Source organism: Lelliottia sp. GFLA7 (assembly GCF_056490165.1).
This window is the reverse complement of sequence record NZ_JBWLAQ010000007.1, coordinates 151,740-166,421: the sequence shown is the minus strand read 5'-3', so window position 1 is coordinate 166,421 and position 14,682 is coordinate 151,740. Positions and strand designations below refer to the sequence as shown.

The 14,682-nt window shown below is 50.8% G+C and carries 14 protein-coding genes; 12 read left to right on the top strand and 2 right to left on the bottom strand.

Annotated features, from left to right (window positions below):
• Nucleotides 1–319 precede the first annotated feature (319 nt).
• The 11 genes from mnmG to AC07RN_RS17595 all read left to right on the top strand — a co-directional run bounded on the left by mnmG (nucleotide 320) and on the right by AC07RN_RS17595 (nucleotide 10,395).
• Complete coding sequence (gene mnmG / locus AC07RN_RS17645; RefSeq protein WP_015961080.1) at nucleotides 320–2,209, top strand: tRNA uridine-5-carboxymethylaminomethyl(34) synthesis enzyme MnmG; 1,890 nt, start codon at nucleotides 320–322, stop codon at nucleotides 2,207–2,209.
• Between the two features lie 69 nt (nucleotides 2,210–2,278).
• The gene (rsmG, locus tag AC07RN_RS17640) at nucleotides 2,279–2,902 is read left to right on the top strand and encodes a 16S rRNA (guanine(527)-N(7))-methyltransferase RsmG (protein WP_478336950.1); all 624 of its coding nucleotides are present in this window, start codon (nucleotides 2,279–2,281) and stop codon (nucleotides 2,900–2,902) included.
• Between the two features lie 614 nt (nucleotides 2,903–3,516).
• Nucleotides 3,517–3,897, top strand: coding sequence for a F0F1 ATP synthase subunit I (gene atpI, locus AC07RN_RS17635; protein WP_015961082.1), 381 nt, complete (start codon nucleotides 3,517–3,519; stop codon nucleotides 3,895–3,897).
• Nucleotides 3,898–3,905: 8 nt separating this feature from the next.
• Complete coding sequence (gene atpB, locus AC07RN_RS17630) at nucleotides 3,906–4,721, top strand: F0F1 ATP synthase subunit A (RefSeq protein WP_015961083.1); 816 nt, start codon at nucleotides 3,906–3,908, stop codon at nucleotides 4,719–4,721.
• Between the two features lie 50 nt (nucleotides 4,722–4,771).
• Nucleotides 4,772–5,011, top strand: a complete 240-nt coding sequence (gene atpE, locus AC07RN_RS17625; RefSeq protein WP_000429386.1) for a F0F1 ATP synthase subunit C — start codon at nucleotides 4,772–4,774, stop codon at nucleotides 5,009–5,011.
• A gap of 48 nt (nucleotides 5,012–5,059) precedes the next feature.
• A complete protein-coding gene (gene atpF / locus AC07RN_RS17620; RefSeq protein ID WP_015961084.1) occupies nucleotides 5,060–5,530 on the top strand; it encodes a F0F1 ATP synthase subunit B in 471 nt (156 codons plus the stop codon).
• A gap of 14 nt (nucleotides 5,531–5,544) precedes the next feature.
• Nucleotides 5,545–6,078: a F0F1 ATP synthase subunit delta gene (gene atpH, locus AC07RN_RS17615; protein WP_015961085.1), complete on the top strand. Its 534-nt coding sequence runs from the start codon at nucleotides 5,545–5,547 to the stop codon at nucleotides 6,076–6,078.
• 12 nt (nucleotides 6,079–6,090) lie between these two features.
• Nucleotides 6,091–7,632 carry a F0F1 ATP synthase subunit alpha gene (gene atpA, locus AC07RN_RS17610; protein ID WP_015961086.1) on the top strand — a complete coding sequence of 514 codons (1,542 nt, stop codon included), beginning with the start codon at nucleotides 6,091–6,093 and terminating at the stop codon, nucleotides 7,630–7,632.
• 50 nt (nucleotides 7,633–7,682) lie between these two features.
• Nucleotides 7,683–8,546 carry a F0F1 ATP synthase subunit gamma gene (atpG, locus tag AC07RN_RS17605; protein WP_015961087.1) on the top strand — a complete coding sequence of 288 codons (864 nt, stop codon included), beginning with the start codon at nucleotides 7,683–7,685 and terminating at the stop codon, nucleotides 8,544–8,546.
• 26 nt (nucleotides 8,547–8,572) lie between these two features.
• Nucleotides 8,573–9,955, top strand: coding sequence for a F0F1 ATP synthase subunit beta (atpD, locus tag AC07RN_RS17600; RefSeq protein WP_015961088.1), 1,383 nt, complete (start codon nucleotides 8,573–8,575; stop codon nucleotides 9,953–9,955).
• 20 nt (nucleotides 9,956–9,975) lie between these two features.
• Nucleotides 9,976–10,395, top strand: a complete 420-nt coding sequence (locus AC07RN_RS17595; RefSeq protein WP_003023809.1) for a F0F1 ATP synthase subunit epsilon — start codon at nucleotides 9,976–9,978, stop codon at nucleotides 10,393–10,395.
• A gap of 181 nt (nucleotides 10,396–10,576) precedes the next feature.
• Here the strand turns inward: AC07RN_RS17595 and AC07RN_RS17590 are convergent, their stop codons facing one another.
• Both AC07RN_RS17590 and AC07RN_RS17585 read right to left on the bottom strand, forming a co-directional pair.
• Nucleotides 10,577–10,729 carry a hypothetical protein gene (locus tag AC07RN_RS17590; protein WP_186753239.1) on the bottom strand — a complete coding sequence of 51 codons (153 nt, stop codon included), beginning with the start codon at nucleotides 10,727–10,729 and terminating at the stop codon, nucleotides 10,577–10,579.
• A 3-nt stretch (nucleotides 10,730–10,732) separates the two neighbouring features.
• Nucleotides 10,733–12,835, bottom strand: a complete 2,103-nt coding sequence (locus AC07RN_RS17585; RefSeq protein ID WP_478336949.1) for a right-handed parallel beta-helix repeat-containing protein — start codon at nucleotides 12,833–12,835, stop codon at nucleotides 10,733–10,735.
• Between the two features lie 344 nt (nucleotides 12,836–13,179).
• On the opposite strand from AC07RN_RS17585, the gene glmU reads away from it, so the two are divergent.
• A complete protein-coding gene (gene glmU, locus AC07RN_RS17580; protein ID WP_478336948.1) occupies nucleotides 13,180–14,550 on the top strand; it encodes a bifunctional UDP-N-acetylglucosamine diphosphorylase/glucosamine-1-phosphate N-acetyltransferase GlmU in 1,371 nt (456 codons plus the stop codon).
• Nucleotides 14,551–14,682: the final 132 nt, after the last annotated feature.

The following is a 14,682-nucleotide window of genomic DNA, read 5'->3' as shown; positions in this document are numbered from 1 at the left end:
GTTATCCAACGTATAACTATTTCTTCCTTTTTGAGCTGTGGATAAGATCACGATCTAACCCCAGCTTATACTGTCCAGGATCACCGGTCATTCACAGCAAACGATCCTTTCTAACGTTATGATCTTCCTAATGAGATCCCGCTTATCCACAGAAACGTGCGATCCTAATAAGAGATCATAGTAAAACAGATCTCTAAATAAGAAGATCTTCTTTTTAATAGCCAAGATCCCAATGCTTTCTTGAAAGACTAAACTTGAGTAGAATCCACGGCCCGGGCTTAAATCCATTTTCAAACCGCTTTACGCAAGGCAGGAAAGCATGTTTTATCAGGATCCTTTTGACGTCATCATCATTGGCGGGGGTCATGCAGGCACTGAGGCCGCCATGGCCGCAGCGCGTATGGGTCAACAGACCCTGCTTTTGACACACAATATCGACACGCTGGGACAAATGTCCTGTAATCCGGCGATTGGCGGCATTGGGAAAGGACACCTGGTAAAAGAAGTCGATGCCCTCGGCGGCTTGATGGCGAAAGCGATCGATCATGCTGGAATCCAGTTTAGGATACTAAACGCGAGTAAAGGCCCGGCAGTCCGCGCCACCCGTGCTCAGGCAGACCGTGTGTTGTACCGGCAGGCGGTCCGTACTGCGCTGGAGAATCAACCTAACCTGATGATCTTCCAGCAGGCGGTTGAAGATCTGATCGTCGAAAACGATCGCGTTGTCGGCGCAGTGACCCAAATGGGACTCAAATTCCGCGCCAAAGCGGTTGTGTTAACGGTGGGGACTTTCCTCGACGGTAAAATCCATATCGGTCTGGATAATTACAGCGGTGGCCGTGCTGGCGATCCGCCATCCATTTCACTGTCCCGTCGTTTGCGTGAGCTGCCGCTGCGCGTTAATCGCCTGAAGACCGGTACGCCGCCGCGCATCGACGCGCGTACTATCGATTTCAGCGTGCTGGCTCAACAGCATGGTGACACGCCTATTCCTGTCTTCTCGTTCATGGGCAATGCTGCTCAGCATCCTCAACAGGTACCGTGTTACATCACGCATACCAACGAGAAAACCCATGATGTGATCCGCAATAACCTCGATCGCAGCCCGATGTATGCCGGGGTGATCGAGGGGATCGGCCCTCGTTATTGCCCGTCGATCGAAGACAAGGTGATGCGCTTTGCCGATCGTAACCAGCACCAGATCTTCCTGGAGCCGGAAGGCCTGACATCCAATGAAATTTATCCGAACGGCATCTCCACCAGCCTGCCGTTTGATGTGCAGATCCAAATCGTTCGTTCGATGCAGGGTATGGAAAACGCAAAAATTGTGCGCCCTGGCTACGCGATTGAGTACGATTTCTTCGACCCTCGCGATCTGAAACCGACGCTGGAAAGCAAATTTATTCAGGGTCTGTTCTTTGCCGGTCAAATTAACGGCACCACGGGTTACGAAGAAGCCGCTGCCCAAGGGCTGCTGGCGGGCTTGAACGCAGCTCGTTTTTCTGCCGAAAAAGAGGGCTGGGCGCCGCGTCGCGATCAGGCTTATCTTGGTGTTCTTGTTGACGATCTCAGCACCATGGGCACAAAAGAACCGTACCGCATGTTTACCTCGCGTGCGGAATATCGTTTGATGCTGCGCGAAGATAATGCCGATTTGCGTCTCACCGAAATGGGACGTGAGTTGGGTCTCGTTGATGACGAACGTTGGGCTCGTTTCAACGAAAAGCTGGAACGTATCGAAACCGAACGTCAGCGCCTGAAATCTACCTGGGTTAATCCGTTAGCCGATTCCGTTGCCGAAGTGAATGCTCACTTAGCAGCGCCGCTGTCGCGTGAAGCCAGCGGTGAAGATCTGTTACGTCGCCCCGGCATGACTTACGAACAACTGGTGCAGATGACACCATTTGCTCCGGGCCTTGACGATGCTGAAGCGGCTGAGCAGGTTGAAATTCAGATCAAATACGAAGGTTATATCGCTCGTCAGCAGGATGAGATCGAAAAACAGCAGCGCAACGAAAATACGCTGCTGCCAGAAATGCTGGATTACCGTCAGGTGACGGGGTTGTCTAACGAAGTTATCGCCAAACTAAACGATCACAAACCCGTCTCAATCGGTCAGGCATCGCGTATTTCTGGCGTAACACCTGCAGCTATTTCCATTCTGCTGGTCTGGCTGAAAAAACAAGGTATGCTGCGCCGCAGCGCTTAAGGCTATGATAATCGTTGCCCGGTCGCATTGCGTTGGCCGGGCCAACAATCCTCTCTACAGGTATTCACCGTGCTCAACAAACTCTCTCGTCTGCTGGAACAGGCCGGCATTTCGCTCACCGATCATCAGAAAAACCAGCTGGTGGCGTATGTCGATATGCTGAGCAAATGGAATAAAGCGTATAACCTTACGTCTGTGCGCGATCCTAACGAGATGCTGATTCGTCATATTCTCGATAGCATTGTGGTTGCGCCTCATCTTCGCGGTGAGCGCTTTATTGACGTCGGTACAGGCCCGGGATTACCCGGTATTCCGCTGTCAATTGTGCGCCCTGAATGCCACTTCACGTTGTTGGACAGCCTTGGCAAGCGCGTACGTTTCCTGCGTCAGGTGCAGCATGAGCTGAAGCTTGAAAACATCGAGCCGGTACAGAGCAGGGTAGAAGCGTTTCCCTCCGAGCCGCCATTTGATGGCGTGATCAGCCGTGCATTCGCTTCCCTCAATGATATGGTGAGTTGGTGCAAGCATTTACCGGCGCAGGACGGCCGTTTTTATGCGCTCAAAGGTCTGGTGCCTGATGATGAAATCGCCCAGTTACCTGAGGGTTATAGTGTCGAGTCCATTGCTAAACTTCAGGTTCCGCAACTCGAGGGTGAACGTCATTTGGTGGTGATTAAACCAAATCATTTTTAAAAGATGTATAAAAATGTGGAATTTGTGCTGTTCTTAGTGTGTTAAAAAACAGCATGGAAAAAAGATTCTCTTTGAGGCTGATTTAACGTGATTGTTACCAGTGATTTTCTTGAGGTTAACTTCATCAGCGTTATTCACCCAAAAGATAGTCAAGCATGAAAATATCAGCCTGCTAAAAGTCGGAATCGGTAACAACACATTCATGTTAAATTTTTATTAAAAATGTCAATGAATGGTTTTTGTTGTAGATAGGGTTGTTTTGAGAAAAGTTGCGTTAATTAACCTTTAATATCATAAAGATGAAATAATTCGATTTATGGATTTGATTAATATGACCTTATCGTAAATGTGTGTTTTGTGATCTCGTGCACGCTTTATCATCAACGTTTCAGAGCAGTTTGCTGTTTTGTATCCCGGCTCACTCTTTGATGAAAAGTTGAAAAATAGCGGTAGTGAAAAATTTTTAAACATTTATTCACCTTTTCGCTACTTATTGTTTGAATTCACGGGGGCGCACCGTATAATTTGTCCGCTTTTTGCTGCTTGACTCTGAGCCTTAAAGAACGTTTTATACGACACGCGACGTACCTCGAAGGGAGCAGGAGTTTAACGTGATGTCTGTGTCGCTCTTGAGTAGAAACGTTGCACGTAAACTTCTGTTCATACAATTTTTGGCCGTAATAGCAAGTGGACTGCTGTTCAGCCTGAAAGACCCCTTCTGGGGCATCTCCGCTGTTTGTGGAGGCCTGGCAGTGATTTTGCCAAACATGTTCTTTATGATTTTTGCCTGGCGTCATCAGGCGCATACACCCGCCAAAGGCCGCGTGGCCTGGTCCTTCGCTCTTGGCGAAGTGTGTAAGGTGTTGCTGACCTTTGCCTTACTGGTGGTGGCGCTGGCTGTTTTCAAAGTGGTATTTTTGCCGCTGATCGTGACGTGGGTTTTGGTGCTGGTGGTACAAGTTCTGGCGCCAGCTGTAATCAACAACAAAGGGTAAAAGGCATCATGGCTTCAGAAAATATGACGCCGCAGGATTACATAGGTCACCATCTGACGAACCTTCAGATGGATCTGCGTACATTCTCGCTGGTGGATCCGCATAACCCCCCGGCCACCTTCTGGACGCTCAACATTGACTCCATGTTCTTCTCGGTGGTGTTGGGTCTGTTGTTCCTGGCCATGTTCCGTAGCGTTGCTAAAAAAGCGACCAGCGGCGTTCCAGGGAAATTCCAGACGGCAATTGAATTAGTCATCGGCTTTGTTCATGGCAGCGTTAAAGACATGTATCACGGTAAGAGCAAGCTGATTGCTCCACTGGCGTTGACTGTCTTCGTCTGGGTCTTCCTGATGAACCTGATGGACCTTCTGCCTATCGACCTGCTGCCATACATCGGTGAGCATGTCTTCGGCCTGCCTGCACTGCGTGTGGTTCCGTCTGCTGACGTGAACATCACCCTGTCCATGGCGCTGGGCGTATTCATCCTGATTCTTTTCTACAGCATCAAAATGAAAGGCGTAAGCGGCTTCGTGAAAGAGCTTACCTTGCAGCCGTTCAACCACTGGGCGTTTATTCCGGTCAACCTGATCCTGGAAGGCGTGAGCCTGCTGTCCAAACCGGTTTCTCTCGGTCTGCGACTGTTCGGCAACATGTATGCGGGTGAGCTGATTTTCATTCTGATCGCGGGTCTTCTGCCGTGGTGGTCACAGTGGATTCTGAATGTGCCATGGGCCATTTTCCACATCCTGATCATTACGCTGCAAGCCTTTATCTTCATGGTTCTGACGATCGTCTATCTGTCGATGGCGTCTGAAGAGCACTGATTTTTTACCAACACTACTACGTTTTTATTTGAAACAAACTGGAGACTGTCATGGAAAACCTGAATATGGATCTGCTGTACATGGCTGCCGCTGTGATGATGGGTCTGGCGGCTATCGGTGCTGCGATCGGTATCGGCATCCTCGGGGGCAAATTCCTGGAAGGCGCAGCGCGTCAACCGGATCTGATTCCTCTGCTGCGTACTCAGTTCTTTATCGTTATGGGTCTGGTGGATGCAATCCCAATGATCGCTGTAGGTCTGGGTCTGTACGTGATGTTTGCTGTCGCGTAGTAGTAGTTCTAAAAACCTAAGCCACAGAAATTTAAGAGGTATTGTGCTGTGAACATGAACGCAACAATCCTCGGCCAGGCCATCGCGTTTATTCTCTTTGTCTGGTTCTGTATGAAGTACGTATGGCCGCCTTTAATGGCTGCCATCGAAAAACGTCAAAAAGAAATTGCTGACGGTTTGGCTTCTGCAGAGCGCGCTAAGAAAGATTTGGACCTTGCACAGGCCAACGCGACAGACCAGCTGAAAAAAGCGAAAGCTGAAGCTCAGGTCATCATTGAACAGGCTAACAAACGCCGTTCACAGATCCTGGACGAAGCAAAAGCTGAAGCAGAACAGGAACGCACTAAGATCGTTGCACAGGCGCAGGCTGAAATTGATGCTGAGCGTAAACGTGCACGTGAAGAACTGCGTAAGCAGGTTGCGATTCTGGCTGTTGCTGGCGCCGAGAAGATCATCGAACGTTCCGTGGATGAAGCTGCTAACAGCGACATCGTGGACAAACTTGTCGCTGAACTGTAAGGAGGGAGGGGCTGATGTCTGAATTTGTTACGGTAGCTCGCCCCTACGCCAAAGCAGCTTTTGACTTTGCTGTCGAACACCAAAATGTCGACCGCTGGCAGGATATGCTGGCGTTTGCCGCTGAGGTAACGAAAAACGAGCAAATGGCTGAGATGCTTTCAGGTGCGTTAGCACCAGAAACGCTTGCTGCGTCGTTTATCGCCGTTTGTGGCGAGCAGTTGGACACCAGCGGCCAGAACCTGATTAAGGTTATGGCTGAAAATGGTCGTCTACGCGTGCTCCCGGATGTTCTTGAGCAGTTCGAGCACTTACGTGCTCTCAGTGAAGCTACCGCCGAAGTTGAAGTAACCTCGGCGAACGAACTGAGTGAAGAACAGCTTGCGAAGATCACCGCCGCGATGGAAAAACGTCTGTCACGCAAAGTTAAGCTGAATTGCAAAATCGATAAGTCTGTTATGGCGGGCGTAATCATCCGAGCGGGTGATATGGTCATTGACGGCAGCGTACGCGGCCGTCTGCAACGCCTTTCAGACGTCTTGCAGTCTTAAGGGGACTGGAGCATGCAACTGAATTCCACCGAAATCAGCGAACTGATCAAGCAGCGCATTGCTCAGTTTAGTGTTGTGAGTGAAGCTCACAACGAAGGTACTATTGTTTCTGTAAGTGACGGTGTTATCCGCATCCACGGCCTGGCCGATTGTATGCAGGGTGAGATGATTTCCCTTCCGGGTAACCGTTACGCAATCGCACTGAACCTGGAGCGCGACTCCGTAGGTGCAGTTGTGATGGGCCCGTACGCTGACCTTGCCGAAGGCATGAAAGTCAAATGTACTGGTCGTATTCTGGAAGTACCAGTCGGCCGTGGTCTGCTGGGTCGCGTGGTTAACACCCTGGGTGCACCAATCGACGGTAAAGGCCCGGTTGATAACGATGGCTTCTCGCCAATCGAAGTTATCGCACCAGGCGTTATCGAACGTCAGTCCGTTGATCAGCCAGTGCAGACTGGTTATAAATCCGTTGATGCCATGATCCCAATCGGTCGTGGTCAGCGTGAATTGATCATCGGTGACCGTCAGACCGGTAAAACCGCGATGGCAATCGATGCGATCATCAACCAGCGCGACTCCGGTATCAAATGTGTGTATGTGGCCATCGGCCAGAAAGCGTCCACCATTTCTAACGTGGTTCGTAAACTGGAAGAGCACGGCGCGCTGTCTAACACCATCGTTGTGGTTGCGACCGCTTCTGAATCCGCTGCACTGCAATACCTGGCACCTTATGCGGGTTGCGCAATGGGCGAATACTTCCGTGACCGCGGTGAAGATGCGTTGATCGTATACGATGACCTGTCTAAACAGGCTGTTGCTTACCGTCAGGTTTCCCTGCTGCTGCGCCGTCCACCAGGACGTGAAGCATTCCCGGGCGACGTGTTTTATCTCCACTCCCGTCTGCTTGAGCGCGCATCCCGCGTAAACGCGGAATACGTTGAGAACTTCACCAAAGGTGAAGTGAAAGGTAAAACCGGTTCTCTGACTGCTCTGCCGATTATCGAAACCCAAGCGGGTGACGTTTCTGCGTTCGTTCCAACCAACGTAATTTCGATTACCGATGGTCAGATCTTCCTGGAAACCAACCTGTTTAACTCCGGTATTCGTCCTGCAGTTAACCCAGGTATCTCCGTATCCCGTGTTGGTGGTGCTGCTCAGACTAAGATCATCAAGAAACTGTCCGGTGGTATTCGTACCGCGCTGGCTCAGTATCGTGAACTGGCGGCGTTCTCGCAGTTCGCTTCCGATCTGGACGAAGCAACCCGTAAACAGCTGAGCCACGGTCAGAAAGTGACCGAACTCCTGAAGCAGAAACAGTATGCCCCAATGTCTGTTGCACAACAGGGCCTGGTGCTGTTCGCGGCTGAACGCGGTTACCTCGAAGATGTGGAACTGGCGAAAATCGGTAGCTTCGAAGCCGCTCTGTTGGCTTACGTTGACCGTGATCACGCTCCGCTGATGCAAGAGATCAACCAGTCCGGTGGCTATAACGACGAAATCGAAGGCAAGCTGAAAAGCATCCTCGATTCCTTCAAAGCAACCCAGTCCTGGTAACGTCCGGCGGTCTGTCTTAGGGCAGACCGCAAGGCATTGAGGAGAAGCTCATGGCCGGCGCAAAAGAGATACGTAGTAAGATCGCAAGCGTCCAGAACACGCAGAAGATCACTAAAGCGATGGAGATGGTCGCCGCTTCCAAAATGCGTAAATCGCAGGATCGCATGGCGTCCAGCCGTCCTTATGCAGATACCATGCGCAAAGTGATTGGTCACCTTGCAAACGGTAATCTGGAATATAAGCATCCTTACCTGGAAGAACGCGACGTTAAACGCGTGGGCTACCTGGTGGTGTCTACCGACCGTGGTCTGTGCGGTGGCTTGAACATTAACCTGTTCAAAAAACTGCTGGCGGATATGAAAGTCTGGTCCGATAAAGGCGTTCAAAGCGATATCGCGATGATCGGCTCTAAAGGCGTCTCTTTCTTTAATTCCGTAGGCGGCAATATTGTCGCTCAGGTGACGGGCATGGGTGATAACCCATCCCTGTCCGAGCTGATTGGCCCGGTAAAAGTGATGTTGCAGGCCTATGATGAAGGCCGTCTGGACAGACTTTACGTTGTCAGCAACAAATTTATTAACACCATGTCTCAGGTTCCGACCCTCACTCAACTGCTGCCTTTACCGGCATCAGAAGATCAAGAGCTGAAGCAGAAAGCCTGGGATTACCTGTATGAACCCGATCCGAAACCGCTGCTGGATACCCTGCTGCGTCGTTACGTTGAATCTCAGGTTTATCAGGGTGTGGTAGAAAACCTGGCCAGCGAGCAGGCCGCACGTATGGTGGCGATGAAAGCCGCGACCGACAATGGCGGCAGCCTGATTAAAGAGCTGCAGTTGGTATACAACAAAGCTCGTCAGGCCAGCATTACTCAGGAACTCACCGAAATCGTCGGTGGTGCATCCGCGGTATAACCAGGTTAATTCGTAGAGGATTCAAGATGGCTACTGGAAAAATTGTCCAGGTAATCGGCGCCGTGGTTGACGTCGAATTCCCTCAGGATGCCGTACCGCGCGTGTACGATGCTCTTGAGGTACAGAATGGTAACGAGAGTCTGGTGCTGGAAGTTCAGCAGCAGCTCGGTGGTGGTATCGTACGTACTATCGCCATGGGTTCTTCCGACGGTCTGCGTCGTGGTCTGGCCGTTAAAGATCTCGAGCACCCGATCGAAGTCCCAGTAGGTAAAGCAACACTGGGTCGTATCATGAACGTATTGGGTCAACCAATCGACATGAAAGGCGATATCGGTGAAGAAGACCGTTGGGCAATCCACCGTGCAGCACCTTCCTATGAAGAGCTGTCTAGCTCGCAGGAACTGCTGGAAACCGGCATCAAAGTTATCGACCTGATGTGTCCGTTCGCTAAGGGCGGTAAAGTCGGTCTGTTTGGTGGTGCGGGCGTGGGTAAAACCGTAAACATGATGGAGCTGATCCGTAACATCGCGATCGAGCACTCCGGTTACTCCGTGTTTGCAGGCGTGGGTGAGCGTACTCGTGAGGGTAACGACTTCTACCACGAAATGACCGACTCCAACGTTCTGGATAAAGTATCCCTGGTTTATGGCCAGATGAACGAGCCACCAGGAAACCGTCTGCGCGTTGCGCTGACCGGTCTGACTATGGCTGAGAAGTTCCGTGACGAAGGTCGTGACGTGCTGCTGTTCGTAGATAACATCTACCGTTACACCTTGGCCGGTACTGAAGTATCTGCACTGCTGGGCCGTATGCCTTCAGCGGTAGGTTACCAGCCGACGCTGGCGGAAGAGATGGGCGTTCTGCAGGAACGTATCACTTCTACCAAAACCGGTTCGATCACCTCCGTTCAGGCGGTATACGTACCTGCGGATGACTTGACTGACCCATCTCCAGCGACCACCTTTGCTCACTTAGATGCAACCGTGGTACTGAGCCGTCAGATCGCGTCTCTGGGTATCTACCCAGCCGTTGACCCGCTGGACTCCACCAGTCGTCAGCTGGATCCACTGGTCGTTGGTCAGGAACACTACGACACCGCGCGTGGCGTACAGTCCCTGCTGCAACGTTACCAGGAACTGAAAGACATCATCGCCATCCTGGGTATGGATGAGTTGTCTGAAGAAGATAAACTGGTGGTAGCTCGCGCGCGTAAGATTCAGCGCTTCCTGTCCCAGCCGTTCTTTGTAGCGGAAGTATTCACCGGTTCTCCAGGTAAATACGTTTCCCTGAAAGACACCATCCGTGGCTTTAAAGGCATCATGGAAGGCGAATACGATCACCTGCCGGAGCAGGCGTTCTACATGGTTGGTTCCATCGACGAAGCCGTGGAAAAAGCCAAAAAACTTTAACGCCTTAATCGGAGGGTGATATGGCAATGACTTACCACCTGGACGTCGTCAGCGCAGAGCAACAAATGTTCTCTGGTCTGGTCGAGAAAATCCAGGTAACGGGTAGTGAAGGTGAACTGGGTATTTTCCCAGGACACGCGCCGCTGCTCACCGCCATTAAGCCTGGTATGATCCGCATCGTAAAACAGTTCGGTCATGAAGAGTTTATCTATCTGTCCGGCGGCATTCTTGAAGTGCAGCCTGGCAGTGTGACCGTTCTTGCTGATACCGCTATTCGTGGACAGGATCTCGACGAAGCGCGAGCTCTGGAAGCGAAGCGTAAAGCAGAAGAGCATATCAAAAGCTCTCATGGCGACGTGGATTACGCACAGGCGTCTGCTGAACTGGCCAAAGCGATCGCGAAATTACGCGTTATCGAGTTGACTAAAAAAGCGATGTAACACCGGCTTGAAAAAGTACAAAAGCCAGTCTGGTTCCAGACTGGCTTTTTTTATGTTTGTGTTTCAGGATAATTGAAACTGAAAAGGTGTTTTATTATTTTGTGATATAGCTCACAAAAATGTTGATCGGTAAAATGTTGAAGTGTAGACTTGTTTTTGTGATGTGTATCACATAATTAATTCAGATTAAAAACAGGATGCCAACATGAAACTGATCAATAAAATCATCGCCCTTTTCAGCAGCATGAATATCTCTTTCGGGACTTTCAATCTGTAATACCGCTGATATGCAATGTGGCGCTGTGCTTACAGTGGTTCGATAAGCAAGCGCCATCTGCTACATCTTCAGCTCAGCCACCGTGACTTTCTCGTCCAATATCTTCCCTTCGCTATTCACGCTTTTTCCTTTCTGCATAAAGTAATTCGTCTCATCAACGTTGCCTACGACGGCGTCGTCATAGCGTCCAGGTTGCGTACGTACTGACTTATTACCGGAGAAAATGCCCTGTGTAGAGGGATCGCCGTACGGGCTTGGTCGGAAGATAAAGTTAAAGCGCTGGTTGTCCACCGCCACATTATTTTCGACAATCAGTTGGCCTGGGTTGAAATTATCGGTAAACCCATCCAGATGATTGCCCACCGCCTTACTGTTACGCACCTCATGCGCTACGGGTTGCCCTTCACCGCCGAGTTTAAAACCGTTGCTGGTGTTGTTGCGTGCAATGGAATTCTCGATCACCACAACGCCGTTAGCACCGTCTTCAATCTTATTGAACAGATCAAAGCCGTCGTCGATATTGTCATGAGAATTGCAGTTCTCGAGGCGATTACCCTCACCGACGCGCATCTTCACCGCAAATCCATCGGCGTTAATTTTTCCAGGATCTTCATTGGCATAGGATTCGGAATTGATCACCCGGTTATAGCTTGCCCACAGAGGTCGGCCCACATTATCCGGAGATGAAATCTGAATGCCGGTATCGTCATTACGATAAGCCGTCACACCCTCAATCAGATTATGACTGCCCTGAATACGCAGGCTTTTCCCGGTAACGTTGATTCCGTTGATATGCCAATAGCTCGCATCCACCAGCAACCCCTGAATCACCACTTTCCCATCCGCTTGCAGCGTTTTGATTTTGTCCGCGCTACCGCTGGCCGAAACCGGGATTTCGCTGCGTGGATAATCGCCTTTCGCCATAATGATTTTCCCGCCAGGCGCCAGCAGGCCAATGGCAGTCGTTAAATCCATCGGTGAAGCGACCGTTCCCTGACCCTCCGCTTTCCCTTCAGGTGAAACGTGCAGTGTCGTTGCCGTGATACCCGCCACTTTTTCGACGGTAAATTTCTGCTGAACAGGTTCACCACTGACAGGCGTAAAGGTCAAGTCAAAGGCGTTGTTATCATTCAGTTTCGCAGGCACAGAATACATTTCACCCGCTTTAACGGATTTATCATTGCCGATCACCACTTCGTTTTGGCGAAGACGGAAGACGCCATCGTAGTTGGCGCGGGCTTGTACCAGGTAATGCTCAGAGGCGCTCTTGCCAGGCGAGGCTATCTGGACAACAGGCGGTAATGCTTTTGGCTGCCAGGGCTTGCTGGCAACCGTTTCTGCCGCAGATGTTGTCAGAGCCGCATTGGTCACGGTGATTTTTGCGTTACGGGAAGCAAAGAAACCCACGTAATAGTGATCCTGATTTTGTACTGAAATCAAATTGGCACGGGGAACGCTTTGGCTGACCCACGCGTCACTCCCTGCGGGTGCCCACGCGGTGACAAACCCCTCGTTCGTTCTTTGCAGCTTAAGCCGAAATTCAGGCGTCTGGCTTAAATCCACTTCTTCTTTATAGCTCTGTTTTTTTATCGCCGCGCCTGCGTTGCCCCACGGACGGGAAATCCCCTCACGCGTGATAGCCTGCATTTTTACCCGCTGATGGTCCTTTTTATCCTGCGTCATAATGGCGTTCATCACCAGATTAGACGCTGCGGGAAACTCTTCGTAGCCCTCTTTCAGCGGTTGCTGACGCGGCACGCCGATCACATCACGCACTAACAAACCTGCGCCTTCCTGAGCCGCTGGCTTCGCCCCATTCTCCGGACCAAACTGATCAACTCTGACGGTCGCTTCTAAAACAAAATTCTCGCGGGTTGGGAGCTCGGTAAAGAAGAACGTCAATCCGTCGTGCGAATTGGCGATTTTGCCTCCCCGGCTTTCAATCGTGATGGGTTTTGAGAGATCGACCGCATCTTGCGGCGTCAGTTTTTTTCCATCAATAGTGACGTCGTTGACACCGATTTTCTCGGGCAATACGTTTGACGAGAAATTCACGTCTGTCGATTGGCCAAACGCGATGGCTTTCCAGACATGCGGCTGTTCTGCTGCGTTGACGATAAAGGAGCTACACATCATTAGGGCCAGAGGTATTTTATAATTCATCTTATTCTCCTGATTGATATTTGAGCGCCATTATCATCAAGATGAAACGTCGTTTCTTTTTTGGTTGTCACAATATTGGATAATTAAAACGTTGTTTTGCTTTGAGGCGATCTTTATTCATGAGGCGAAAAAATAACTAAGCTGTTGTTGGCGCTCGCGACTTCCCGTAAGAAAGCTATTTTCCAGAGGAAAAGTGATTTACTCTGCCCTTAAAAGTATCTTCAAATAGCCATTAATGCCGGATGTTGAGCGTTTTACCAGCAGCCCATTTTATGCTGCAAAATATGTAGAATTTTCAACGTCAAAGGGTTCTACTTCTCACTCAAATTACAGTCAGGACGCGTATGTTGAACAATACGATGAGCGTGGTCATCCTTGCCGCAGGCAAAGGCACCCGCATGTATTCCGATCTTCCTAAGGTGTTGCACACGTTGGCAGGAAAGCCGATGGTGCAGCATGTCATTGATGCTGCAAATGAATTGGGCGCGAGCAACGTTCATCTGGTCTATGGCCACGGTGGCGATTTGCTTAAAAAGACGCTGAGCGATGACAAACTCAACTGGGTGCTTCAGGCTGAGCAGTTGGGTACCGGCCATGCCATGCAGCAGGCCGCGCCGTTCTTTGCAGACGATGAAGACATCCTGATGCTTTACGGCGACGTACCGCTGATTGCTGTTGAAACCTTAACGCGCCTGCGTGAAGCCAAACCGCAGGGTGGCATCGGTTTACTGACTGTAAAACTGGATGACCCGACGGGCTATGGCCGTATCACCCGTGAAAACGGCAAGGTGACGGGCATTGTCGAGCATAAAGACGCTTCCGACGAGCAGCGCCAGATTCAGGAAATTAACACCGGCATTCTGATTGCCAACGGCGCGGATCTGAAGCGCTGGCTGTCAAAACTGAACAACAACAACGCGCAGGGTGAATACTACATCACCGATATCATCGCGATGGCGCATCACGAAGGTCACGAAATTACAGCCGTTCATCCGACGCGCATCAGCGAAACAGACGGCGTAAATAACCGTCTTCAGCTTTCCCGTCTGGAGCGTATTTATCAGGCTGAGCAGGCGGAAAAACTGCTGCTGGCGGGCGTGATGCTGCGCGATCCGGCGCGTTTCGACCTGCGCGGTACGCTTGCTCACGGGCGTGATGTCGAAATTGACACTAACATTATTATTGAAGGCCAGGTGACGCTGGGCCATCGCGTTAAAATCGGTACCGGGTGTGTGATCAAAAATAGCGTCATTGGTGACGATTGTGAGATTAGCCCGTACAGCGTGGTGGAAGACGCCCGTCTGGAAGCGGCCTGTACCATTGGTCCTTTCGCGCGTCTGCGCCCAGGCGCTGAACTGCTGGAAGGTGCCCACGTTGGCAACTTTGTCGAGATGAAAAAAGCCCGTCTGGGTAAAGGCTCGAAAGCCGGTCATCTGACCTATCTCGGCGATGCGGAAATTGGCGATAACGTTAATATCGGCGCGGGCACGATTACCTGTAACTACGATGGTGCCAATAAATTCAAAACCATCATCGGCGATGATGTATTCGTCGGTTCTGACAGCCAGCTGGTGGCTCCGGTCACGATCGGCAAAGGCGTTACGATTGCGGCGGGAACAACCGTGACACGTGATGTGGCGGAAAATGAGCTCGTGCTTAGCCGCGTGCCGCAGGTTAACAAGCAAGGCTGGCAACGTCCGGTGAAGAAAAAGTAACTGACCTCACCTGAACCGTCCTCGCAAAGAGGATCGTTCGATGCGGTGTTTTCTCCCTCGCCCCTTTGGGGAGAGGGTCGGGATGAGGGGATAACATAATCCCCCGCCCAAATGAAGTAACCAAAATATAGC